At 71.2% G+C, this 22,850-nt stretch carries 21 protein-coding genes; 16 read left to right on the forward strand and 5 right to left on the reverse strand.

The window, feature by feature from the left end:
* Positions 1–103: 103 nt before the first annotated feature.
* Positions 104–664, forward strand: a complete 561-nt coding sequence (locus ACIO52_RS14225) for a DUF6676 family protein (protein ID WP_402644076.1) — start codon at positions 104–106, stop codon at positions 662–664.
* Positions 665–988: 324 nt separating this feature from the next.
* The gene (locus tag ACIO52_RS14230) at positions 989–2,353 is read left to right on the forward strand and encodes an NlpC/P60 family protein (RefSeq protein WP_402644078.1); all 1,365 of its coding nucleotides are present in this window, start codon (positions 989–991) and stop codon (positions 2,351–2,353) included.
* Between the two features lie 154 nt (positions 2,354–2,507).
* Here the strand turns inward: ACIO52_RS14230 and ACIO52_RS14235 are convergent, their stop codons facing one another.
* Both ACIO52_RS14235 and ACIO52_RS14240 read right to left on the reverse strand, forming a co-directional pair.
* Positions 2,508–3,128 (reverse strand): class F sortase, encoded by a 621-nt coding sequence (locus ACIO52_RS14235; RefSeq protein ID WP_402644081.1) that lies wholly within the window; start codon positions 3,126–3,128, stop codon positions 2,508–2,510.
* Between the two features lie 237 nt (positions 3,129–3,365).
* The gene (locus tag ACIO52_RS14240; RefSeq protein WP_402644084.1) at positions 3,366–4,835 is read right to left on the reverse strand and encodes a hypothetical protein; all 1,470 of its coding nucleotides are present in this window, start codon (positions 4,833–4,835) and stop codon (positions 3,366–3,368) included.
* Between the two features lie 443 nt (positions 4,836–5,278).
* On the opposite strand from ACIO52_RS14240, the gene ACIO52_RS14245 reads away from it, so the two are divergent.
* The 10 genes from ACIO52_RS14245 (at position 5,279) to ACIO52_RS14290 (ending at position 14,509) form a co-directional block, all read left to right on the forward strand.
* Complete coding sequence (locus tag ACIO52_RS14245; RefSeq protein WP_218716510.1) at positions 5,279–6,445, forward strand: MoxR family ATPase; 1,167 nt, start codon at positions 5,279–5,281, stop codon at positions 6,443–6,445.
* A 23-nt stretch (positions 6,446–6,468) separates the two neighbouring features.
* Positions 6,469–7,425: a DUF58 domain-containing protein gene (locus ACIO52_RS14250; protein WP_218716511.1), complete on the forward strand. Its 957-nt coding sequence runs from the start codon at positions 6,469–6,471 to the stop codon at positions 7,423–7,425.
* Positions 7,422–8,426 carry a VWA domain-containing protein gene (locus ACIO52_RS14255; RefSeq protein ID WP_218716512.1) on the forward strand — a complete coding sequence of 335 codons (1,005 nt, stop codon included), beginning with the start codon at positions 7,422–7,424 and terminating at the stop codon, positions 8,424–8,426. Before ACIO52_RS14250 ends, ACIO52_RS14255 begins: the two co-directional genes overlap by 4 nt.
* Positions 8,427–8,510: 84 nt before the next feature.
* Positions 8,511–9,227: a 3-oxoacyl-ACP reductase FabG1 gene (gene fabG1, locus ACIO52_RS14260; RefSeq protein WP_402644088.1), complete on the forward strand. Its 717-nt coding sequence runs from the start codon at positions 8,511–8,513 to the stop codon at positions 9,225–9,227.
* A gap of 73 nt (positions 9,228–9,300) precedes the next feature.
* Entirely contained in the window at positions 9,301–10,137 is an 837-nt protein-coding gene (inhA, locus tag ACIO52_RS14265; RefSeq protein ID WP_218716513.1) for an NADH-dependent enoyl-ACP reductase InhA, read from the forward strand.
* Positions 10,137–11,186 (forward strand): ferrochelatase, encoded by a 1,050-nt coding sequence (locus tag ACIO52_RS14270; protein ID WP_218716514.1) that lies wholly within the window; start codon positions 10,137–10,139, stop codon positions 11,184–11,186. Before inhA ends, ACIO52_RS14270 begins: the two co-directional genes overlap by 1 nt.
* A gap of 86 nt (positions 11,187–11,272) precedes the next feature.
* Positions 11,273–11,671 (forward strand): hypothetical protein, encoded by a 399-nt coding sequence (locus ACIO52_RS14275; protein WP_402644093.1) that lies wholly within the window; start codon positions 11,273–11,275, stop codon positions 11,669–11,671.
* 120 nt (positions 11,672–11,791) lie between these two features.
* Positions 11,792–12,925, forward strand: coding sequence for a hypothetical protein (locus ACIO52_RS14280; protein WP_402644096.1), 1,134 nt, complete (start codon positions 11,792–11,794; stop codon positions 12,923–12,925).
* Between the two features lie 23 nt (positions 12,926–12,948).
* Entirely contained in the window at positions 12,949–14,019 is a 1,071-nt protein-coding gene (locus ACIO52_RS14285; RefSeq protein WP_402644099.1) for a hypothetical protein, read from the forward strand.
* A gap of 112 nt (positions 14,020–14,131) precedes the next feature.
* The gene (locus ACIO52_RS14290; protein ID WP_402644102.1) at positions 14,132–14,509 is read left to right on the forward strand and encodes a hypothetical protein; all 378 of its coding nucleotides are present in this window, start codon (positions 14,132–14,134) and stop codon (positions 14,507–14,509) included.
* A gap of 6 nt (positions 14,510–14,515) precedes the next feature.
* On the opposite strand, the gene ACIO52_RS14295 is transcribed toward ACIO52_RS14290, so the two are convergent.
* Together ACIO52_RS14295 and ACIO52_RS14300 are read right to left on the reverse strand one after the other, a co-directional pair.
* Entirely contained in the window at positions 14,516–15,331 is an 816-nt protein-coding gene (locus tag ACIO52_RS14295; protein WP_218716519.1) for a hypothetical protein, read from the reverse strand.
* 71 nt (positions 15,332–15,402) lie between these two features.
* Complete coding sequence (locus ACIO52_RS14300; RefSeq protein WP_402644104.1) at positions 15,403–16,233, reverse strand: DUF3097 domain-containing protein; 831 nt, start codon at positions 16,231–16,233, stop codon at positions 15,403–15,405.
* A 127-nt stretch (positions 16,234–16,360) separates the two neighbouring features.
* Between ACIO52_RS14300 and ACIO52_RS14305 the strand changes: the two genes are divergently transcribed.
* From ACIO52_RS14305 to ACIO52_RS14320, 4 genes are all read left to right on the forward strand, one after another.
* Positions 16,361–16,792 (forward strand): NfeD family protein, encoded by a 432-nt coding sequence (locus tag ACIO52_RS14305; RefSeq protein WP_218716521.1) that lies wholly within the window; start codon positions 16,361–16,363, stop codon positions 16,790–16,792.
* A 2-nt stretch (positions 16,793–16,794) separates the two neighbouring features.
* Positions 16,795–18,036, forward strand: a complete 1,242-nt coding sequence (locus tag ACIO52_RS14310; RefSeq protein ID WP_218716522.1) for an SPFH domain-containing protein — start codon at positions 16,795–16,797, stop codon at positions 18,034–18,036.
* Between the two features lie 85 nt (positions 18,037–18,121).
* Positions 18,122–20,401 carry an ATP-binding protein gene (locus tag ACIO52_RS14315; RefSeq protein WP_402644109.1) on the forward strand — a complete coding sequence of 760 codons (2,280 nt, stop codon included), beginning with the start codon at positions 18,122–18,124 and terminating at the stop codon, positions 20,399–20,401.
* A 232-nt stretch (positions 20,402–20,633) separates the two neighbouring features.
* On the forward strand, positions 20,634–21,446 hold the full coding sequence (locus ACIO52_RS14320) for an IclR family transcriptional regulator (RefSeq protein WP_218716523.1): 813 nt from the start codon (positions 20,634–20,636) through the stop codon (positions 21,444–21,446).
* 9 nt (positions 21,447–21,455) lie between these two features.
* Here the strand turns inward: ACIO52_RS14320 and ACIO52_RS14325 are convergent, their stop codons facing one another.
* On the reverse strand, positions 21,456–22,664 hold the full coding sequence (locus tag ACIO52_RS14325) for a molybdopterin-binding protein (protein WP_308248363.1): 1,209 nt from the start codon (positions 22,662–22,664) through the stop codon (positions 21,456–21,458).
* Between the last annotated feature and the right edge of the window lie 186 nt (positions 22,665–22,850).

Consider the following 22,850-nt stretch of genomic DNA (forward strand, 5'->3'; position numbering starts at 1 on the left):
GTGCCAGTCGAGCGAGTCGGGGAATGACGCGTTGACGCTCACCCTGCAGTGTTGGATGCCCGTCGCAACGCAGGCGATCGAGGCTCGACAGACCGGATGGAAGATGACCGTCTTGCACACCTTTGCGCCGATGGCCGCCGAACTGCCGCCGAACACCGTGCTGAGCAGTGTCCGGTCCGATCTCGCCGACAATCATGTCGCCGCTCCCAAAGGCGTGAACCAGGAGAAGCTGGCGGCGATCGTCGCCGAGGCGCGATCCGAGGGGATCCCGCTGAGCGTCGTCGTCGTTCCCGGCAACCCAGGCCACGACTCGAGCCTACGTGACCTGGCCACCGAGGTGGGCAAAAGTACGCAGGGCACCGTCGCGGTCTTCAGCGACGACTGGATCGGCACCTACAGCGACGGCATCAGCCGCGTCCGGCTGGAGTGGGCCGAGGACGGCGCCAAATACAAGGGCAACCATCCCGAGGAGGCCGTGCAGGCCTTCGTCACCCGGCTCGAGGAGCCCGAAGGTGTGTCCTGGGGGGTGATCACGGCTGTGCTGCTGGTGCTCACCGCGCTCGTGATCGCCGGTCTGTACCTCGTCAAGGTCCGTCGCGGACCCGAGGGCGAGGAGCGGGATCGGGTCGCTGTGGCGCACCGCGATGCGGGATCCCCCGAGTAACAAGTCTCCCTTTCGTCACATTTCCAGACCTCTGGTCTGTTTTTCGCGTGCAAACCTGTCGCTCGTAAGGCTAATTCCGGGCAATCGGCAAATTACACCCCTGTCATCCTGTGGCAGATGTTTCCTTTGTGAACTATGTGTCGTACGGTTGCGGTGATCGCGATCGTGAAAGCAGTGGTACAGGGGGCATTGGTCGACTTGTGTGGTCGATGGGTGGGCTGATGCACCGGTGGCGTATGTCGAGTCGAGTCACTCGGAGGTGCCGTGCGCGGTGCGGGCAGGCAGGACGAACCAGGGCTATTACGGGTAGCGGCAGGATTGCTGATGGCGCTGGCCGTTCTCGCGAGTGCGGGACCGGTCGCGGCGGTGCCACCGCCGCCCCCCAATCCCTCCGCCGGCGAGATCGCGGGCGCGGGCGCGCAGGTCGACGCGCGGGTCGGCGAGATCGGTGTGCTGATCAACCGCGTCGCCGCGGCCGATCAGCAGCTGCGGGCCCTCGACGACGTACTCGCCGCCAAACGCGAGGCGGTCAACCAGGCGCTGGTCGATCTGCAGACCGCCCGTGACGCCGCCGACGCGGCCGCGGCCGCGGTCACCGATTCCCAGGCGCTGCTGGCCGACGCGGGCGCCAAAGTCGGTGTGGCCCGCCAGGAATTCGATCAGCTCGCGACCCAGGCCTATGTGCGGCCGGTGAACAGTTCGGTCGTCACCTACCTGGCCTCCTCGACCCCTGATGCCGCGATGGATCGCGCGCAGGTGCTGAGCATGGTGTCGAAGAACCAGCGCCAGGTGCTCGACGACCTGCGCCGCACCCAGATCGCGCAGGCCAACCAGAACGCCGCGGCCCGTCAGGCCAAGGCCGACGCCGACAGTGCCGCCGACGCCGCCGAGCAGAAGAAGAACGCCGCCCAGAACGCGGTGGCCGTGGCCAAGTCCGAATACGACAGCCAGACCGTGACCCGCGACAACCTCCAGCGCGATCGCGCCGCGGCGCAGTCCGCCCTCGACGTCGCCCGCCAGACGGTGGCGGGCCTGCAGAGCCAGCGCGAGGTGTTCCTGGCCTGGGACGATCAGCGCCAGGCCGAGGTCACCGCGCTGCTCGCCGCCGCCAACGCCGCCGCCCAGCGCGCGGCCGCCGATCAGGCCGCCCGCGACCGCGCCGCCCGCCTCGGCGAGGGCCAGCGCCCCCACACAGAGCTGGAGTCCACGCCCGCCTCGCCGCGCAAGACCCAGCCGAAACCGACGAAACCACAGGTCACCGGATCGGCCGCGATCGAGACGGTGATCGACCGGGCGATGTCGCAACTCGGGGTCACCTACGCCTGGGGCGGCGGGGACGAGGACGGGCCGACCCTGGGCATCCGCGACGGCGGCACCGCCGACGCGCACGGCGACTACAACAAGGTCGGCTTCGACTGCTCGGGCCTGATGCTCTACGCCTTCGCCGGGATCGGCGTCTCGCTGCCGCACTACAGCGGCTACCAATACAACGCGGGCACCCGCGTCGACGTGGAGGACCGCGAACGCGGCGACATGCTGTTCTGGGGGCCGGGCGGCAGCGCGCACGTCGCGCTCTACCTGGGCAACGGGAAAATGATCGAGGCTCCCGAATCCGGTGACGTCGTGAAGATCTCGCCGGTCCGTGAGGACGGGATCATGCCGTACGCGGTCCGCATCGTCACCGAGTAGGCGCTGCACCGGGTTGTGCGCCTGGGCCGGGTCGGGCACCTGGGGTTGGGCTGCGGACCTTGGATCGGGTTGCGCGTCTGGGGCCGACCTGCGCACCGAGGCCGAGCCAGGACCGGACCCTGATGGCTATTCCGCTCAGGTGGTGTCACCGGGGTCAGGTGGTGGCGACCAGGGTCGCGGAGACGATGACATTGGACAGGTAGCGGCGCTGGGCCGGGTCGAACGCGCCGCCGCAGGTGATGAGGCGCAGGCGGGCCGTGCCGTCGTCGGCGAACACGCGCTCGGTCGGGAACTGCGTCTTGTCCACCGACTCGGTGCGGTCGACGACGAACCGGACGGTGCTGCCGTCGGCCCTGGTCAGCCGGATCTCGTCGCCCGCGGCGAGCTCGGCGAGCCGGAAGAAGACGGCGGGCCCGCCGGTCGAGTCGACGTGTCCGAGGATCACCGCCGCCCCCGCCTCCCCGGGACTGGCGCCCGGCTCGAACCACGACGGGCGCTCGAAGTCCGGGGGCGCGGCGAGTGCCCCGGCCGAGGCGGTCCCGCTGCGCTCCACGCCGGTGTCGAGCCCGATCCGCGGAATCTCCAGCCGGACCGGTGCCGAGCGGCCCAGCGGGGCGGCCGCCGCCACCGCGCCCGGCAGCGCGGTGGCGACGTGGGCGGGCGGCGGTGCGGCCTGCCCCGGAACCCGTGTGGCGGCGGCCCGGAAGAACGCCGCCGCCACACCGACCAGGACCACCGCTACCACGACGGTCCGCCACCCCTGCCTACCGCGCATCGCCAAAACTCGTTCTGCGCCATGCTCGATCGCGCCGTCGACCGCCGCCCGACCTGGAACCACGTCGTTTGCCTGCCTCGGTGTCGTCCGGACCGAGCGGTCGAGTGTCAGCGCGGCCGCGGCGCCGAGCAGTGCCGGAGCGCAGCACTCGAGTTCGTTCGAGCCGGGTGGGGTCGGGATCGGTGGCCCATCGGACCCGGGTGTGGTCGGGCCGCGGACCGGCTGTCGATCGAGTGGTCACGGTCGGGTCCTTCCTGCGCGGCGCTGGTCGCGAGTCACGGCGACGGCGGCGCCGAGCAGTGCCAGCACGCCGAACCCGGCCAGCATGAGCCGGTCGTCGCGCAACCGGCCGCCGGCACCGGTCTCGGGTGCGCCCGAGGGCATGCCGTAGCCGCTCGCGGCGGTCGCTGTTCCCGTGCCGCCGGTTGTGGTGGCGCCGCCGGTGACGGACGCGCCACCGGAACGGCCGTTGTCCGGCTTCGTCGTGTCGCCGGAATTCCCTGCGGGCGTGTCGGACCCGTTCCGAGCGCCGGCGCCCGGAGCCTGTTCGACCGGCGAAGGTGTGCCCTGGTCGCCGGAGGCGCCGGGCCCCTGAGCCGACCCCGACCCTGCCAACGCGCCACCGAGCACCGCGCCACCGACTGCGGCACTGCCGAGTGCGGCGCTGCCGAGTGCGGCGCTGCCGACCGCGGCGCTGCCGACCGCCGCGCTGCCGACCGCGGCGCTGCCGACCCCTGCGCTGCCGGTGCCGAGCAGGAGGGCCAGTGTTGCGATGCTGCTGCCGAGGCCGAGCGCGCTGCCGGTGCCGAGAACCCCGGCGCTGCCCGTCGCCAGGGCGCCCGCTCCCGCGCTGCCGGTGCCGAGCAGCCCTGCCGAGCCGGCTGCTGCGCCGAACCCGCCTAGCGCGCTGCCCGTGTCGAGCAGGGCTGCGAGGGCGCCGAGTCCGGCAACACCACCGGTGGCGGCGCTGCCCGACCCGAGCAACCCCGCCCCGCTTCCGGACGCCGCGCTGCCGCTGCCGAGTGCTCCTGCCGTGCCGCCGGCAAGGGCGCTGCCGGTCCCGAGCAGCTCGGCCCCGCTTCCGGACGCCGCGCTGCCGCTGCCGAGGGCACCGCCCGCGCCCAGTGCGGTGCCGAGTGCTCCCGCAGCGCTGCCCGTGAGGGCGCTGCCGGTCCCGAGCACCTCCCCACTGCCGCTGGCCAGGGCGTCGCCCGCGCCGAGCGCGCTGCCGGTGCCGAGTGCTTCGGAGCTGCCGGATGCCGCTGCGCTGCCGACGTCGGCGCTACCCGAACCCAGCGCGCCACTCCCGGATCCCGCCGCACCGCCGGCCCCCGGACCCAGTCCGAGTTCGGTTCCCGCGGCGCTGCTGCCCGCGGCCGCGTCGGAGCTGCCGGTGCCGAGCGCGCCACCGGCTCCCGAGCCGGTGCCCAGGCCGAGCTCGGTCCCGGCGCCGCTGCCCGTGTCGAGCACTCCCGCACCGGAGCCGTCGGCCCCCAGCCCGAGCGCCGGGCCCGCCGCGCCGGAACCGGTAGCGCCGAGATCCAGGCCCGCGGAACCGGTGTCGATGCCGAGCACGCCGATGCCGGGTGGGGTGAGGGGGTTCGCTACGGCCGCGGGCGCGGCGGCGAGGCCGATCGCCGCCACGGTGGCGACGGCGGCCGACGGCAGCAAATGGCGAGAGAATCGCGAGAGGGGTGGAAACCGCATGAACATCACCTTCTAAGGATCGAAACAATCCGACAGGCCGGTATGGATGCGAAAAGTTGATCGGCTTGCGGAGGTAGTCCATGGAACCGCAACGAGGTCAGTCAAAATGCCGCTGATCTGTGTGTTCAACACCACGCGCGGGCGGATGGCCGCGCCGACCTGGGCGAGTGACCATCGCCGATTCCGGATCGTTACCGGTGGCGCCCCCTGCGAGCGAGATCATGTTGCTGATGATTAGCCACTGTGCTCCGCCGGAATCGGCGCTGCGGCCGGGTGTCCGCGTCGCGCGGGCGACCGGCACGCGACATGCGTAGGGTGACGGGCGTACCGAGCTGGGCTGGGTAATACGACGAATCCGCGTCCGCTCCCGGCCGGTTGCGGCGCGCCGGGCGATTACCTGGAATAGTTGGGGCGGCACGCACAGGACCAAAGCGAAAGCGGGGATGTTGGTGACTTCGACGGAAGGTGTGAGCGGGCCGAAGCTGGCGAAGGACGCCGGTACGGCAACGCCGAGCACCCTGGAGCGTGACGTCCAGACTCTCGAGAAGGCGATCTACGAGGTCAAGCGGGTCATCGTCGGCCAGGATCGTCTCGTCGAGCGGCTGCTCGTCGGTGTGCTGTCGCGCGGCCACGTGCTGCTCGAAGGTGTGCCCGGCGTCGCGAAGACCCTCGCCGTGGAAACCTTCGCCAAGGTCGTCGGCGGTTCGTTCTCGCGTGTGCAGTTCACGCCCGACCTGGTGCCCACCGACCTCATCGGTACCCGCATCTACCGGCAGGGCCGCGAGGAGTTCGACACCGAACTCGGCCCGGTTGTCGCGAACTTCGTTCTCGCCGACGAGATCAACCGCGCGCCCGCCAAGGTGCAGTCGGCACTGCTCGAGGTGATGGCCGAGCGCAAGCTGTCGATCGGCGGCAAGACCTACCCGATGCCCGATCCGTTCCTGGTCATGGCGACCCAGAACCCGATCGAGAGCGAGGGCGTGTACCCGCTGCCCGAGGCCCAGCGCGACCGCTTCCTGTTCAAGGTCGTCGTCGACTACCCCTCGGTCGAGGAGGAGCGCGAGATCATCTACCGGATGGGCGTGACCCCGCCGGAGCCCAAGCAGATCCTCGCGCCCGAGGACATCATCCGGCTGCAGAAGCTGGCGGCCAACGTCTTCGTGCACCACGCGCTGGTCGACTACGTCGTCCGCGTCATCACCGCGACCCGCACCCCCGCCGAGTTCGGCATGCCCGATGTGGCCAGCTGGATCTCCTACGGCGCCTCGCCGCGTGCCAGCCTCGGCATCATCGCCGCCGCGCGCGCCGTCGCCCTGATCCGCGGCCGCGACTACGTGGTGCCGCAGGACGTCGTCGAGGTGATCCCGGACGTGCTGCGCCATCGTCTGGTGCTGTCCTACGACGCGCTGGCCGACGAGGTCACCCCCGAGGACGTCATCAAGCGGGTGCTGCAGACCGTCGGCCTGCCGCAGGTCGCGCCCCAGGCCGTCGGTGGCCAGGCCGCGCCCCAGCAGCCCGCGGTACCCCAGCCGCCCGCCCAGCAACAGCCCGTGCCGCAGCCGGTGAACGGGCAGCAGTCCCAGCCCGCCGGCCACGTCGCGCCCCAGTGAGTGCGCCGGAACCCGTTGTCCGCGTGCCCACCTCGTCCCACGCGCCGCCGTCGTTCCGTGCCGGTGAACTGACCGACCCGAAGCTGGCCGCCGCGCTCAAGACACTCGAACTGACGGTGCGGCGCCGCCTCGACGGTGTCCTGCACGGCGACCACCAGGGCCTGATCCCCGGGCCCGGCTCGGAACCGGGCGAGGCGCGGCTGTACCAGCCCGGTGACGATGTGCGACAGATGGATTGGTCGGTCACCGCCCGCACCACCCATCCGCACGTGCGGCAGATGATCGCCGACCGCGAGCTCGAGACCTGGCTCGTCGTCGACCTGTCGTCGAGTCTGGACTTCGGCACCGGCCGGGTGCAGAAGCGCGATCTCGCGATCGCGGCGGCCGCGGCGATCACCCACCTCACCTCCGGCGGCGGTAATCGCATCGGCGCCGTCGTCGCCACGGGCCAGGACCTGGTGCGCATCCCCGCGCGCAGCGGTCGCCTGCACGCCCAGACCATGCTGCGCGGCATCGCGACCACCCCGCACGCCCGCGACGGCGTGCGCGGTGACCTCAAGGCCGGGATCGAGTCGTTGCGCCGCCCGCAGCGCAAACGTGGTCTGGCCGTGGTGATCAGCGACTTCCTCGGTGACGTCGACTGGCAGCGCTCGCTGCGCGCGATCTCGGCCCGCCACGACCTGCTCGCGGTCGAGGTGCTCGATCCCCTCGACGTCGCGCTGCCCGACGGTGGCGACGTGGTGCTGCACGATCCGGAATCGGGTCGCACCCGCGAGTTCAGCGTCACCCCCACACTGCGTGCCGATTTCGCGGCCGCCGCCCAGGCCCAGCGCGCGCAGGTGCAGCAGGCGCTGCGCAGCTGCGGTGCGCCGGTGTTGTCGCTACAGACCGATCGGGACTGGATCGCCGACGTGGTCCGGTTCGTGTCCACCCGGCGCCACAGCCTCGGCGCCCCGAGCGGGCGGGTGCCTCGCCAGTGAGTATTTCGCATTTCACGGCCGTCGTCTGGCTCGGTTTCCTGGTCGTCGTCGCCCTGCTGGTCCTCGGCTATGTGCTGGTCCAGCGGGCCAGGCACAAACGGATGCTGCAGTTCGGCAACATGTCCGTGCTCGAGCGGGTCGCCCCGTCGCGACCCAGCCCGATGCGGCACGTGCCGATCGCGCTCATCCTCGCCGGCCTGGTGCTGCTGACCGTCGCCGCCGCCGGACCGACCGCAGTGCAGAAGGTGCCGCGCAACCGCGCGACCGTCGTGCTGGTGATGGACGTGTCGCTGTCGATGGAGGCGACCGACGTGGAGCCGAACCGGCTGCAGGTCGCGCAGAAGGCAGGCAAGGAATTCGTCGACGGCCTGACCCCCGGCATCAACCTCGGTTTCGTCACCTTCGCCGGAACCGCGTCGGTGATGGTGTCGCCGACGACCAACCGCGAGGCCGTCAAGCACTCGATCGACAACATCAAGCTGGCCGAGCGCACCGCCACCGGCGAGGGCATCCTGACCGCCCTGCAGTCGATCGACACCCTGGCCGCCGTGCTCGGCGGCGCGGAGACCCCGCCGCCCGCCCGCATCGTGCTGATGTCGGACGGTAAGCAGACCGTGCCCGACGACAAGGACGTCGACAACCCGCGGCACGGCTTCACCGCGGCCCGGCTGGCCAAGAACAAGAACATCCCGGTCTCCACGATCTCCTTCGGCACCGAATGGGGCACCGTCGAGATCCCGGATTCCGACGGCAAGGGTTCGCAGCGGGTGAAGGTGCCCGTGGACAACGCCTCGCTCCAGGAGATCGCCAAGCTGTCCGGCGGTGAGTTCTACACCGCCTCCTCACTGGCCGAACTGCGTGCCGTCTACGACACCCTCGAGGAACAGATCGGCTACGAGACCACCCGCGGCGACGCGAGCAGGCCGTGGCTGCTGCTCGGTATGTTGTTCGTCGCCGCCGGCGTCGTGGTCAGTTTGCTCTATCGTCAACGCCTGCCCTAGCACGCCTCGCCCCGCGTTGTGAGACGTCGCAGTGCCGCGACCCTGACGCGGGGCACACGAACCGGAACAGATAGGTTGGACCCTATGTTGAACGTCACATCCCGCTCGGTCCTGGTGACCGGTGGTAACCGCGGTATCGGTCTCGCGGTCGCCCAGCGCCTGCTCGCCGACGGCCACAAGGTCGCCGTCACGCACCGCGGATCGGGGGTGCCGGAGGGTCTGTTCGGAGTGAAGTGCGATGTCACCGACAGCGAGTCGGTCGACCGTGCGTTCACCGAGGTCGAGGAGCACCAGGGTCCGGTCGAGGTGCTGGTCGCCAACGCGGGTATCACCGACGACACCCTGCTGATGCGGATGACCGAGGACCAGTTCGAGCGCGTCATCGACGCCAACCTCACCGGCGCTTTCCGCTGTGCCAAGCGTGCCAACCGCGCCATGCTCCGCGCGCGGTGGGGCCGGATGATCTTCCTCGGCTCCGTCGTCGGTCTCGGCGGTGGCCCCGGCCAGATCAACTACGCCTCCTCCAAGGCGGGCGTGATCGGTATGGCGCGCTCCATCACTCGTGAGCTGGGCTCGCGTTCGATCACCGCCAACGTGGTCGCTCCCGGTTTCATCGAGACCGACATGACCGCCGAGCTGCCCGAGGATCTGAAGGAAACCGCCAAGAAGTTCATTCCGCTGGGTCGCCTCGGCCAGGCCGAGGACGTCGCCGCGGTGGTCAGCTTCCTGGCGTCGGAGGACTCGCGCTACGTCACCGGTGCCGTCATTCCGGTCGACGGCGGCATGGGCATGGGTCACTGATCCGCTAACGGATTGCCCCGCGCCACCGACAAGGTGGCGGCAACCATACTGATTTCAGGAGAACCGAAAACTCATGGGCGGACTGCTCGAAGGCAAGACCATTCTGGTCACCGGCATCATCACCGATTCGTCGATCGCGTTCAGCGCGGCGGCGGTCGCGCAGGAGCAGGGCGCGAAGGTGATCATCACCGGCATCCCGGAACGGCTGCGGCTGATCGACCGCATCGCCAAGCGCCTGCCGCAGGAGGTGCCGCCGGCGATTCCGCTGGACGTCACCAACGAGGAGAACCTGGGCGCGCTGGCCGACGCCCTGCGCGAGCTGGCGCCCGAGGGCATCGACGGTGTGCTGCACTCGATCGCCTTCGCGCCCAAGACCCTGATGGGCCCGGACGCGGTGCCGTTCCTGGAGGGCCCCGGCCCCGATGTGGCGAAGTCGTTCGAGATCTCCGCGTGGAGCTACGCCTCGCTGGCCCGCGCCGTGCTGCCCGTGATGAACGAGGGCGGCTCCATCGTCGGCATGGACTTCGATCCGCGCGTGGCGATGCCGTACTACAACTGGATGGGTGTCTCCAAGGCCGCGCTGGAGTCGGTGAACCGGTACGTGGCCCGGGAAGTGGGCTACGCCAAGAAGATCCGCTCCAACCTGATCGCCGCGGGTCCGGTGAAGACCCTCGCGGCCAAGGCCATCGCCGGTACCGCGACCGACGACGCCAAGCAGCTGCGTCAGCTCGACGAGTACTGGGACGGCGCGTCGCCGATCGGCTGGGACGGCGCCGACGCGCGCGCGGTCGGCAAGTCGATCGTCGCGCTGCTGTCGGACTGGCTGCCCGCCACCACCGGCTCGATCATCTACGTCGACGGCGGCGCCAGCCACAACATGTGGTTCCCCGAGGGCTTCACCGCCAACTGATGACCGACGGCCTGTTGCTGCTGTCCTTCGGTGGCCCCGAGGGTCCCGAGGACGTGATCCCGTTCCTGGAGAACGTCACTCGGGGCCGCGGGGTACCCCGGGCGCGGCTCGACGAGGTTGCCCAGCACTACCTGCATTTCGGTGGTGTCTCGCCGATCAACGCGCTCAACCGCGACATCATCGCCGCGGTCGAGGCCGATCTGGCCGACGCCGGCCTCGACCTGCCGGTGTACTTCGGCAACCGCAACTGGCATCCCCTGGTGGAGGACACGGTCGCGCGGATGACCGCCGACGGTGTGCGCTCGGCCCTGGTCTTCCCGACCTCGGCGTGGGGCGGGTACTCGGGCTGCCGCCAGTACGACGAGGACATCGCCCGCGCGCGGGCCGCGGTCGGTGCCGATGCGCCGGAACTGGTGAAGCTGCGCCAGTACTTCGACCATCCGCTGCTGATCGCGTCGTTCGCCGACGCGATCACCGCCGCGGTCGCCCGGATCCCGGCCGATCGCCGCGACGGTGTGCGCCTGGTGTTCACCGCGCACTCCATCCCGATCTCGGCCGACATCGCCGCGGGCCCGCCCGCCGACGGCGGCCGCCTCTACAGCAGGCAGGTCGCCGAGGCGGCCCGATTGTGCGCCGCCGCGACCGGTTTCGCCGACTACGACCTGGTGTGGCAGTCACGGTCGGGCCCGCCGCAGGTGCCGTGGCTGGAACCCGACATCGTCGACCATCTGGATGCGTTGCACGGCAAGGGGATCGACGCCGTGGTCGTCTGCCCGGTCGGTTTCGTCTCCGATCATCTCGAGGTGATCTGGGACCTCGACAACGAGGCCGCGCAGAAGGCGGCCGAGCTCGGCATGGCCTTCGCCCGGGCCGCGACGCCGGGCACCGATGCGCGTTTCTCGCGCATGATCGTCGAGCTGATCCAGGAGCGACTCGCCGGGGGACCGGTGCGCGAACTGGGTGAGGTGCCGGGCTACGGCTGCACCGTCGACGGGGCCCTGTGCGCACCCGGCTGCTGCGCACCGGCGTCGCGTCCGGCCCGGCCCTGAACACAACCGGATAAACATTCGCCGGGTCGCCCGGGTCCGGGGAGTAGGCTTTGCGGAGTTGTGCTCGACAGATCGGAGGTATTCCGATGCGTTCGACGATGCTCCACCGCAGCCGGGTGGCTGCCCTGTTCGTGCTGACCGTGACCGCACTGGGCCTGAGCGGTTGCGGCAACGACTCCGGGTACGACGACGCGGGCCCGGTCCCCACCGAACCCACCATCTCGCAGGCCTCGGTGGACGAACTCTGCGGGATCCTCGACGGTCAGCAGGGCACCTGGAAGGCGTTGGGCCCCCGGGTCGCCCGGGTGGCGTTCACCGGCGCGATGAAGCTGTGGACCGTGCAGGACACCACCGCCAACGCCGCGCTCTCCTGGAATCGCCACATCGTCGACACCGTCACCACTCAGACCTGTCCGGTCGTCCGCGACGACACCCTGGTGGTGCTCGACGTCCCCGACCTGAAGGCCGCGCTCGGCGGATTCTGAACCAGCGCTTGCCGCTTCGCCGCACCTGATCGCGGACCGGATAGTCGAGTAGTCGGGTACTCGCGCGTTCCCTCGCCCGCCCGGCGCATTCTCGTCCCACCTGCACGACAGGAGAGGACGATGCGACGCGACCCCGTTCGACCTGATCCGGCCCGAGCCCGCCCCCGGGCCGGCATCCGCCGGCCCACCGGCCGTATCCGCTGCGGCGTGGTACTGGCCGCGGTGGCCGCCGTCGTGTCGCTGTCGGTGGGTTGTGTGCGGCCCGCGGCCGATTCGCGCTCGCCCGGCCCCTCGGACCCCGGTCTCTCGGCGACCGCCGATCAGCAGTCGGCGACCGCACCGGGTGGCCGGTCACCCGGCGGTGAGTCGGCTCCCGACGGCGGCGGGGCCCCGGGCGGTCCGGTCGGTGAGGCCGGTGGTGGGAGCGCACCGGGCGGCCCGGTCGGTCCCGGCGCCCGGCCTCCCGGCGGCGGCCCGGCGCCCGCGAAGAAGCCCGGTGGCAACCAGGCGAAGGGTTCCCCGGTCAAGATCCCGTCCTTCACCGAAATCGGCAGCCCGTTCACCCCGGAGCTGAAGGGACGGATCGAAGCCGCCGTCGCCACGGCCTGCCAGGAGGCCGGACACGACCCGACCTGCCTCGCACTCTCCTTCGTCCTGGGAACCCCGGACGCCCGCGTCTGCACCTTCAGCGGGCTCTCGCCGTCCAACGGAACCGTCGACCCCGGCACCCCGGTCACGGTGCAATTGTCCGGCAGCGAGCCGTGCCCGACCACCGACGACAACGGCGGCACCGGAACCGGTGGCGCAGGCCCGGCCGGCAGCGGTGGTTCCACCGGTGGTGGCGGCGCAGGTAGCGGGACCGGCGGTGACGGAACAGCGGGCAGCGGCGGAGGCGGAGCACCCGGCGGGGAGGGAACGACTGGGGGTGGCGGAACGCCCGGCGGAGAGGGAACGACTGGGGGAGACGAGACGCCCGGCGAGACGACCAGTGGAGGCGGGGCCGCCGGCGGCACTAGCGGCGGCGACGGTTCGACGGGCGGCAGTGCCGGCAACGGCGGGGGTACGAGCGGCGGCGAGACAACCGGTCCCGGCTCGGGGACGACCGGTGGAACGGGCGCCGGGACTTCGGGTGGCGGGCCCGGCGACGGCAGCGGGACCGCTGGAAACACGAGCTCCCGCCTCGGAGACGACACCCTGAACGACCCTGCGGACACCGGCGGCACCGAAGTCTCACCGGCACCGTCCGGCGGTTGAACCGCGAGGCAAAGGAGGACGACATGAGCACAGACACCACCCCGACCGACCCCGGAAACAGCACACACCGGGTAAACGGTGTACCGCGACCCACCCTCACCACGGAGGCCCCTACCTCCACCCCCGCCCCCGCCTCGAACGCGCCTGCGGCGGCCCCCACGAGCGACGCGCCGGTCTCGACCCCGGCCCCGGGTGCCCCGGCCCCGCCGCCCGCCGAGACCGGCCTGTCCCGCCTCGGTCCGATGGTCCGCAATTTCGCCGCGCCGACCACGTTGGTGACCGCGCTGCTGTTCTTCTTCGGGTGGTCGCACGCCTTCTGGTTCTTCGACTACTTCGGCGTGAACTCGACGACGATCGGGTTGACGACGCAGGACTATCTGATGCGGAGTCAGGATTCGCTGTTCATTCCGCTCGCGGCCGGGGCCTGTCTGTTCCTGCTGTATCTGCTGGGACGCAGGGTGTTCCGGGAGTTCGTGGTGCCGCGGCTGAGTGAGGCGCAGCGTCGTCGGCTGGTGGGCGTGACCATGGTGGTCGGGTGTGTGCTCGTGGCCGCCGGACTGGTCAGCATCGTTGTCGCGACCCCGCTGCGGTCGCTGGTCGGGGCGCCGGGGCTGTGTCTGGTCGGTGGTGTCGTGCTGGTCGTCGCCGCGGTGCGGTTGCGGCGGGCCGCGCGCGGTGGTGCCGAACCGGTCGGGGACGTGCTCACCGCGGGGGAGTGGGGTGCGGTGTTCGCGCTCGTCGGGGTCGGCTTGTTCTGGGCGGTCGCGGACTATTCGGCTGCGGTCGGCACCGGACGGGCGATCGAGCAGGTCGCGCAGTTCCCGGACCAGCCCAGTGTCTCGGTGTATTCGGACAAGCGCCTGGGTCTGGCGGCTCCCGGCGTCACCGAACTCACCTGCCCCGCTCCCGATACCGCCTACCACTTCCGCTACGACGGCCTCAAACTCGTTCTGCAGTCGGGGAATCAGTACCTGCTGCTCCCGGAGTCCTGGAATCGGGCGGGCGGGGTCGCCTTCCTGCTGCCGCGCTCGGAGGCCAGCCGGATCGACTTCTTTCCCCCGGGCGCCGTCCCACCCGCCCACGATTGCCGCTGAGCGCGAGGTGAACGGATTCCGAACCGGCGCTTGCCACTTCGGATATCCGCTGCGCTAGCATCTGCGCGCAGACCTTCGAGGGAAGGTGGATGTTCGAGACGGGGGAGGCCCGATGAATCATGCCCACATGCCGGACGGTGTGCTGGCCCGCCGCGGTGGTGGCGGGGGAACCAGCGTCGGGATCGGCCTGCCCGATTGGCTGTGGATCACCATCCTGATCATCGTCGTGGTGATCGTCGCCGTCGTGGTGATCCGCAAGCTCAGCAGCGGCTCGAATGCCGGTGCGCCCCAGCAGATGCCGCCGCAGCAGTACCAGCAGCCACACGGATACCCGCAGCAGCAGCCGTACCCGCAACAGCAGCCGTACCCGCCGCAGTATCCGCAGGCGCAGTATCCGCAGCCATACCCGGCGCAGCAGCCGATGCCGTATCCGCAGCAGTACGCGCCGTACCAGGGACAGCCGCAGTATCAGCAGCCCTACCGGCGCTGACCGCGGCTAGCGGGCGGGCCCGGCGGCGGCGTGTACCGCCACCAGCCGGGCTTCCCTGATGGTGTTCCACAGTGGCCGCAGCAGCGACTCGTGCGCGCCGATCGCGCTGGCCGAGGTCGGCGCGGACGCGGGCTCGTGCTGGGCGACGGTGAGGATCGCGGCCACATGGTCGGCGGTGTCGAGAATGCGCTTGGCGCGCAACGGGATCGAGTCGGGATAGGCGTGCCGGGAGTACGCTGCCAGCTGCGCTTCGATCTGCTCGCGCGGGTCGGCGTCGCCGGTGCCGACGGAGGTGGTGTGCAGTTGCATGAGCGCGTCGGCGGCGTCGCGGACGGACTCGCGCATCGTGTATTCGGCTTCGCCCAGCGACATGTCGGGCCCGGTGACGTGCGGGATGTCGACGCTGTACACGGTCCATTGCAGCGTCTCGTCGTCATCCCACTGCGGGATCAAACCGGTGCCCTGTTCGCCGGGGACCCCGAGCAGCAGGCCCTCCTCGGCGTCGATCGCGTCGGCGGCGAAGGCGGTGCCGACCGGCAGCCCGCGCACGTCACCGGGGGCGGGCAGGACCAGGCGCAGGTGCGCGCCCTCGGGTGCCATCGCTTCGCGGATCACCTTGAGCAGCGGCATGACTCCGGTGCCGACGGACTCGCCCCGCGAGGTCCACGGCAGGTCGGTGCGGCCGCCGGTGACCGGGTCACCCGCGGCCAGCGTGTGTCGTGCCGCCCAGGCGTGCAGTGCCTCCAGGACGTCGTCGGGCGCGCTGGTACCGGCCAGCCAGGAGCCGGCCCACAGCGTCAGCGTGGCACTGGGAGAGCACATAATCATCGAGCATAAAGGTTTGCCCGGGATCGTGTGCGGGCACTGAGGGCCTGTCTGACCTGCGGGTGGACTTATTCCGGCTCGGTGACGAAGTCGATGAGCCGTTCGACCGCGCCGATCAGCGGCGCCTCCAGATCGCGGAACGAGTCGACGGCGTTGTAGACGCGCCGCCACCCCTCTTGCGGTGTTCCCCAGCCCAGGCGCGCGCAGATCCCGGTCTTCCAGTCCTCGCCGCGCGGGACAGTCGGCCAAGCGTCGATGCCGACCGCGGCGGGCCGCACCGCCTGCCACACATCGATGAACGGATGCCCGGTCACCAAGACGTGCGGGCCGAGGCCGGTGGTCAGCTGGGTCTCCTTGGAACCGGTCACCAGGTGGTCGACCAGCACGCCGACCCGGGCGCCGGGGCCCGGCCCGAATTCGGTCAGCTTGCCGCCGAGATTGTCCAGCCCCTCCAGATGCTCGACGACGACGCCCTCCACTCGCAGGTCGTGACCCCAGACCCGTTCGACGAGGGCGGCGTCGTGCACGCCCTCCACCCAGATCCGACTGGTCCTGGCCACGCGGGCGCGCAGTCCCTCGACCCGCGTCGATCCGGAGGCCGACCGGGTCGGCTGTTTGGCCGCCGCGGTCGCCGTCGGCCGTACCAGCGTGACCGGTTTGCCGTCGATGAGGAAGGCCGCCTCGCGCAGCGCGAACAGCCGGACCGCGCCGCGCCCGTCCTCGAGTTTGACGAAGTCGCCGTCGTAGCTGCGATCGAAACCGACTACCGCGCCGCAGAATCCGCTCGCCGCGTCCTCCACGACCAGATCCCGGTCGGCGCTCACCTTCGGCACCGGTGTCTTCTTGGTCCGCCGGTGTCCGGAATAGATGTCGCCGCCGTACATGTCACGCCCACTCACCCGGCCGAGCTTAGAGGCGCGGGCAGGCCGGCGGCGGTAGCGGCGCGCGAAAGCGGTTGGACCCCATGATCGCGGCCGGGGTCGGCGAGGCCGCCCAGAAAGCCGTTATCGCGGCTAGTCTGGGATGGTGGCCGCAATAGTCTGGCTGATCGCGGGCATCGTCCTCGCGGCGGCGGAAATGCTCACCGGGGATCTCACCCTGCTCATGCTCGGTGTCGCCGCGCTGGGCACCGCGGGTATCAGCGCCGCCGCGGACCTACCGCTGTGGGGCGACGCGCTGGTGTTCGGTGCGGTCGCGGGCGTGCTGTTCCTCGGGGTGCGGCCGGTGCTGCGCCGCAAATTCGGTTCCCCGCCCCCGATTCCGACCAATGTCGATGCGCTGCCGGGGAAGTCGGCGCTCGTCCTCGAACAGGTCGCGGCGCATTCGGGTCAGGTGAAGCTCGGCGGTGAGGTCTGGACCGCACGACCGCTGGACCCGACCGAAGTCTACGACGCCGGCGTGACCGTCTATGTGATGAAGATCGACGGCGCGACCGCCGTCGTCTGGAAGGGTCCCTAGCAATGGTTGCCTTGATCGTGGCCGCTGTCCTCGTCCTGCTGGTCGTGGTGGTGGTCTTCAAATCGATCGCCCTCGTTCCGCAGGCCGAGGCGGCGGTGATCGAACGGCTCGGACGCTACTCGCGCACCGTGTCCGGTCAGCTCACATTCCTCGTCCCGTTCGCCGACCGTGTCCGCGCGAAGGTGGACCTGCGTGAGCGGGTCGTGTCCTTCCCGCCGCAGCCGGTGATCACCCAGGACAACCTCACCCTGCAGATCGACTCGGTGGTGTACTTCCAGGTCACCAGCCCGCAGGCCGCGGTGTACGAGATCAGCAACTACATCGCCGCCGTCGAGCAGCTCACCGTCACCACGCTGCGCAACGTGGTCGGCGGGATGACGCTGGAGGAGACCCTGACCTCCCGCGACCAGATCAACAACCAGCTGCGTGGCGTCCTCGACGAGGCGACCGGTCGCTGGGGCCTGCGCGTGGCCCGGGTCGAGCTCAAGTCCATCGATCCGCCGCCGTCGATCCAGGAATCGATGGAGAAGCAGATGAAGGCCGACCGCGAGAAGCGGGCGATGATCCTCACCGCCGAGGGCACCCGCGAATCGCAGATCAAGACCGCCGAGGGCGCCAAGCAGGCGCAGATCCTGGCCGCCGAGGGCGGCAAGCAGTCGGCGATCCTGTCGGCCGAGGGTGAGCGGCAGAGCCGCATCCTGCGCGCGCAGGGTGAACGCGCCGCCTCCTACCTGCAGGCCCAGGGCCAGGCCAAGGCCATCGAGAAGGTGTTCGCCGCCATCAAGAACGGCAAGCCGACGCCGGAGCTGCTGGCCTACCAGTACATGCAGACGCTGCCGATGGTGGCGCGCGGCGACGCCAACAAGGTGTGGCTGGTGCCCAGTGATTTCGGCAAGGCGCTCGAGGGCTTCGCCCAGAACTTCGCCACCAAGGGCGAGGACGGGGTGTTCCGCTACGAGCCGTCGACCGAGGACCATCCGCCGGTGAAGATCGAGGACGACTCCGACGTCGCCGACTGGTTCGAGACCGCGTCGGACCCCAAGATCGAGCAGGCCGTGCGCGCCGCCGAGGCCACCGCTCGCACCCCCGTCGAGGGTTTCGAGCCGCCACGACCGAAAACCGTTGCGCCGGTGGAACCCTCGCCGCTGCCGACACCGCCGCCGATCGCCCCGCAGCAGCAGCCGCCCGCGTCGCGCCCGGACGATCCGTACGGCCGTCCCTGGCAGCCGCCGCACCACGGCTGAGCCGAGCGAGCCCGGCCGCCCCCGCCTGCGCGCGAGTGTGCCGAAAGCCGCCACCGGCCTCGGCGCGCGTGCGACAGTAGCGGGCGTGGGCAGGCGTGTGTCCGGGAACCTCCCGGCGGAAGTGACCAGCTTCGTCGGCCGCGATGACGATGTCGCGACGGCCAAGCAGTTGCTCGCCGGTACCCGGCTGCTCACCCTGACCGGGGTGGGCGGGGTCGGCAAGACCCGGTTGAGCAGGCGGGTCGGCGAGGCCGTGCAGCGGGCGTTCGCCGACGGTGTGTGGCTGGTCGAGCTGGCGCACGTCAGCGACCAGAACCTGGTCGCTCCGACGGTGGCGCGTGAGCTCGGCCTGCGCGATGACACCAGTGCCCCGCTGGCCGTGCTCACCGACTTCCTGGCCGACCGCGATCTCCTGCTGATCCTGGACAACTGCGAGCACGTGATCGGCGCGTGCGCGGCGCTCGCGGACCGGATCATCCCCGCGACGACCGGCCTGCGGATCCTCGCGACCAGCCGTGAGCCGCTCGGCGTCGCGGGCGAGCAGGTCCTGCCGGTGGCGCCGCTGTCGGTGCCCGACCCGGACTCCGGCGAGCTCGACAGTCCCGCGGCCCGGCTGCTCGTCGATCGCGCGAGCGCGGCGAACCCGGCCTTCCGGCGGACCCCGGCCAACGCGGCGACCCTGGCCGCCATCTGCCGACGGCTCGACGGTATTCCGCTCGCGCTGGAACTGGCGGCGCTGCGGATGCGGATGTTCACCCCCGAACAGGTCCTCACCCGCCTCGACGACGCGATGGGTCTGCTCACCACCGGACTGCGGACCGCGCCGCACCGGCAGCAGACCTTGGCCTCGGCGATCCGCTGGAGCTATGACCTGTGCACTCCCGACGAGCAGTCGCTGTGGGAGCAGCTGTCGGTGTTCGCGGGTGGCTTCGACCTCGACGCCGCCGAAGCGGTCTGCCTGGTCGATGCGCCGGACGCGCTGCTGGCCGCGCTGACGGGGTTGGTGGAGAAGTCGGTGCTGGCCTACGGGCCCGGCGGCGACGGCGCAGGCCGGTACTCGATGCTCGAGCCGTTGCGTCAGTTCGCCGGCGAGCGGCTGCGGGCACGCGGCACCGAGTACACGGTGCGCGTCGGCCATCGCGAGTACTACTACCGGCTCGCGTGCCGCGGGCGCACCGACTATTGGAGCGCCACCGACGTCGACTGGTTCCGCGACGTCAGCCGCGAGCACGCCAATCTCCGTGCCGCACTGCAATTCTCACTCGGCGATCCGGCCGGTGCGCGGCGGGCGCTGGAGATCGCGACGGAGCTGTGGCCGTTCTGGGAGCACTGTCACTTCCTGCTGGAGGGCTACCGCTGGTTGTCCGCGGCGCTGGCGAAGGACACCGAGCGCACGGTCTGTCGGGCCAGGGCGCTGGCCGCGAGCTCGGTGATGGCGGCCATGCTCTCCGAGACCGAGACGGCGGCGGAATTCGTGCGGGCCGGTACCGAGATCGCGGTCGAAACCGGGTCGGCCGAAGTGCAGGTCGAGACCGCGATGGCGGGCGCGGTGCTGGCCTTCGGGGCGGGCGAGCTGCATCGGGCGCTGGACATCTCGGTGGCCTCGTCGATGAGCGCGCACGAGTGCGCGCACCCCCAAGTGGAGATGGAGAGCCTGGCCTTCGCCGCGGTCTGCGCGCTGGCCCTGAACGACCCGATCGCCGGTGCCATGGCCGAGCGGCTGCTGGCGGTGACCACCGAGCACGGCTCGCACCTGCTCGGGGGGCTGGCCTACTGGGCGGTCGGCACCCAGCAGTGGCGTGACGGTGATCAGCGGAGCGCGGTCGCGGCGCTGCGCCGGTCGATCGAACTGTTCCAGCTCTTCGATCGGTGCGCCTGGCTCGCCACCAGCGTGGACGGCCTGGCCTGGGCGGCCGCCGCCGACGGCGACCTGGTGCGCGCGGCCCGCCTGATGGGCGTGGCATCGACGGTCCGCCGGGGCAGTTCGCAACGGCTGGCGCACGCGATGACCCAGCTCATCGGTCGGGGAGTGCGCGATCAGGTCCTCGCCGCACTGGGCGAGCGGGAGTTCGGGGCGTGCTTCGCCGCGGGTGCCGCGCTGCCCCTCGACGACGCCGTCGACTACGCGATGGACACCTCGTCGGCGCAGGCCCCGGCCGCCGAACCCGGCGGGATGGAAATACTGACCCGGCGGGAACGCGATGTCGCGCGCCTGATCGCCAAGGGTTACGGCAATCGCCGGATCGGGCAGGAGCTGGTGATCTCGATCCGCACCGCCGAGAGCCACGTCGACCACATCCTCACCAAACTCGGCTTCACCTCGCGCACCCAGATCGCCGCCTGGGCCAGCCGGAACTCCCTCTGACGGTGACACCGTCGCGGTGACACGGGGCAGGCGGTCCCACAGGGCGGGCCCGGCCTGCCACTGAGTGGGACCGAATCCGCGCGCAGTGCAACCCCGTGCCGACAGTGGGGACGGGGGTGACGGGGGAAACATCCGTAGTCGCCGAGCGATCTCCGTAGTTTCCGCGATTCCCGCGCACCACCGGGACGGCACTGTGATGGGGGACACCATCGCTAGGCAAATGAGGTGACCCATGACGGTCGACGTACTCGTCCAGCCCCGGTCCGCGCAGCACAGCGGTCCGCCGCCGTCGTCCATGATCGAGCGGATGACGGCGATCCTGGACGCGTTCGACGGGCCCGACCCGGTCCGCTCGCTGCTCGAGGTGGCCGACCGCACCGGCCTGCCCCGCTCGAGCGTGCACCGCATCATCGATCAGATGGTCCGGTTGCGCTGGCTGGCGCACGCGCCGGGCGGATACCGGCTCGGGACACGGGCGCTCGAGGTCGGCGGGCTCGCGGTCGAGCACAACGAGATCAGGGAGGCGGTGAGTCCGCTGCTGCACGAGGTGTGTCAGCGGACCGGCATGGTCGGGCACCTCGGTGTGCTCGACGGTCCCGAAGTGCTCTACCTGGACAAGGCGGCGGGCCGTTCCCGCGACAGCATCCCCACCCGGCTCGGCGGCCGGATGCCCGCGCACTGCACAGCGGTCGGCAAAGCGTTGCTGGCCACGTTGGAGCCGAGCGTCGTCGAGCTGGCGTTCCGGGAGCGGCTGCCGCAGCGGACGCCCCGCACGATCGGTCGCCGGGCCGAACTGCACCGCGAGCTCGATCGCGTCCGGAGTCATCAGGGGATCGCTGTCGATCGGGAGGAATCGGTCGCCGGTGTCGTGTGCGTGGCGGTGCCGATCCGGGGCCGGGCGCCCGGGGCGGTCGCCGCGTTGTCGCTGTCGGGCAGGCTCGGTGGGCCGCGCGCACCCGGCACGAGCCGGTTGGCGCATATCCTCGTCGACGTCGCCGACGAGGCCGCGCGGGCGGTCTTTCCGCGCTGCGGGCGCCGGCACTAGCCCCCGGGGTCAGTGCGGGAGCGGGAGCAGCTCGACCAGCGTGCCCCGGCCGGTGCCGGGTGGCAGCACGGCCAGGGCCTGGCAGCCGATCAGCCCGGCCAGGTGCGGCGTGTGCGCGGGTCCGGTGCTGCGCCACACACCACCGGTCTGCTGCTGAACGGGAACCAGGCGGGTCGAGGCCCCCTCGAGCACGCCGGCGTCGGAGAGCCGCCCCCACATGGTGGGCCCCGGTGTCCGCTGGGTCAGGGCATCGACCACCGCCGGGCCGATGGCGAGCAGCGCCGCGATTGCGGCGAACGGGTTGCCGGGCAGCCCGAGCAGTACGCGTCCGTCGGGCAGCTGGGCGACCAGAGTGGAGCCGCCCGGCCGGATGGCGGCGCGTTCGACCACGATCCGGGCGCCCAGGTCGGCCAGCAGGGTGCGCAGGTGGTCGGCGGCGCCGCGCCCGGTCGCCCCGACCATCACCACCAGGTCGGCGTGGGATTTCAGGGTCAGCCAGGAGCGCAGCAGGTCTTCGCCGTCGGCCAGATGCCACAGGCCGGTGCTCTCGATATCGCAGCAGCGCAGGAACTGGGGCAGCACCGGACCGAGGGAGTCCCTGGTCTCGTTCGCGCCGAGCGGGCCGACCGCGCGGATCTCGTCGCCGGTCATCACGACGTCGGCGCGCAGCGGGCCGCGCACCGTGACGGTCTCGGCTTCGGCGCTCAGGGCCGCCGAGGCCAGTGCGGCCGACACCCGGGTGCCCGCGCGCGCCAGCTCGACCCCGCTGTCCCAGTGCTCACCCTGGCGGCGGGTGTCGTCGCGCACCGGGGCGCCCGGCGCGCGCATCACCACCGGCTTGCCCGAGACGGTCGTCTGCACCACGTGCTCGTCGCGCAGCGTGGCGGTGGTACCCAGCGGGGTGGCGGCGCCGGTCGCGATCCGCACCGCCTCACCGGGCGCGAGCACCACCGAGCAGCCGCGGCCTGCGTAGCGGACCTGCTGGTGCAGGCTCCACCACGGTCCGGGGCCCGCGACGGCGTAGCCGTCCATCGCCGCACTGTCCACGCGGGGCAGTGGCCCGCCGGTCGTGAGCGCGGTGGCCAGCGTGGCGCCGATCGCGTCGGCCACGGGTAGCTCCCTGACCCCGATCGGTCGCAGACGCGCGGCGATCAGTGCGCGCACCTCGGCCAGCCCACATCCCACGGCCGGAACAACCACGCCCGCTCGCGCGCTCACCACCACGTCCAGCCTCCGCCCACAATTCACCGACAATCCGACTCATCGTGCGCATCGGCCATTGCCTGCGATTTTCTGGCCAGTTGCCCCACGATGACGTTGTGCTCACCCGGCGGCAGCCCCGCTCGTGCGGATTCGGACACATCACCCTCGGCGCGATCCCCGGCCGCTCCTCGCGCGCAGCCG

This window comes from Nocardia sp. NPDC087230 (genome assembly GCF_044744725.1).
Lineage (GTDB): Bacteria > Actinomycetota > Actinomycetes > Mycobacteriales > Mycobacteriaceae > Nocardia > Nocardia canadensis.

Bases quoted from the DNA above. Each gene is read 5' to 3' on its own strand.
- ACIO52_RS14275 (WP_402644093.1), top strand. From the start codon at position 11,273: ATGCGTTCGACGATGCTCCACCGCAGCCGGGTGGCTGCCCTGTTCGTG.
- inhA (WP_218716513.1), top strand. From the start codon at position 9,301: ATGGGCGGACTGCTCGAAGGCAAGACCATTCTGGTCACCGGCATCATC.
- ACIO52_RS14290 (WP_402644102.1), top strand. From the start codon at position 14,132: ATGAATCATGCCCACATGCCGGACGGTGTGCTGGCCCGCCGCGGTGGT.
- ACIO52_RS14230 (WP_402644078.1), top strand. From the start codon at position 989: ATGGCGCTGGCCGTTCTCGCGAGTGCGGGACCGGTCGCGGCGGTGCCA.
- ACIO52_RS14320 (WP_218716523.1), top strand. From the start codon at position 20,634: ATGACGGTCGACGTACTCGTCCAGCCCCGGTCCGCGCAGCACAGCGGT.
- ACIO52_RS14235 (WP_402644081.1), bottom strand. From the start codon at position 3,128: ATGCGCGGTAGGCAGGGGTGGCGGACCGTCGTGGTAGCGGTGGTCCTG.
- fabG1 (WP_402644088.1), top strand. From the start codon at position 8,511: ATGTTGAACGTCACATCCCGCTCGGTCCTGGTGACCGGTGGTAACCGC.
- ACIO52_RS14245 (WP_218716510.1), top strand. From the start codon at position 5,279: ATGTTGGTGACTTCGACGGAAGGTGTGAGCGGGCCGAAGCTGGCGAAG.
- ACIO52_RS14240 (WP_402644084.1), bottom strand. From the start codon at position 4,835: ATGCGGTTTCCACCCCTCTCGCGATTCTCTCGCCATTTGCTGCCGTCG.
- ACIO52_RS14225 (WP_402644076.1), top strand. From the start codon at position 104: ATGACCGTCTTGCACACCTTTGCGCCGATGGCCGCCGAACTGCCGCCG.
- ACIO52_RS14280 (WP_402644096.1), top strand. From the start codon at position 11,792: ATGCGACGCGACCCCGTTCGACCTGATCCGGCCCGAGCCCGCCCCCGG.
- ACIO52_RS14310 (WP_218716522.1), top strand. From the start codon at position 16,795: ATGGTTGCCTTGATCGTGGCCGCTGTCCTCGTCCTGCTGGTCGTGGTG.
- ACIO52_RS14270 (WP_218716514.1), top strand. From the start codon at position 10,137: ATGACCGACGGCCTGTTGCTGCTGTCCTTCGGTGGCCCCGAGGGTCCC.
- ACIO52_RS14285 (WP_402644099.1), top strand. From the start codon at position 12,949: ATGAGCACAGACACCACCCCGACCGACCCCGGAAACAGCACACACCGG.
- ACIO52_RS14295 (WP_218716519.1), bottom strand. From the start codon at position 15,331: ATGTGCTCTCCCAGTGCCACGCTGACGCTGTGGGCCGGCTCCTGGCTG.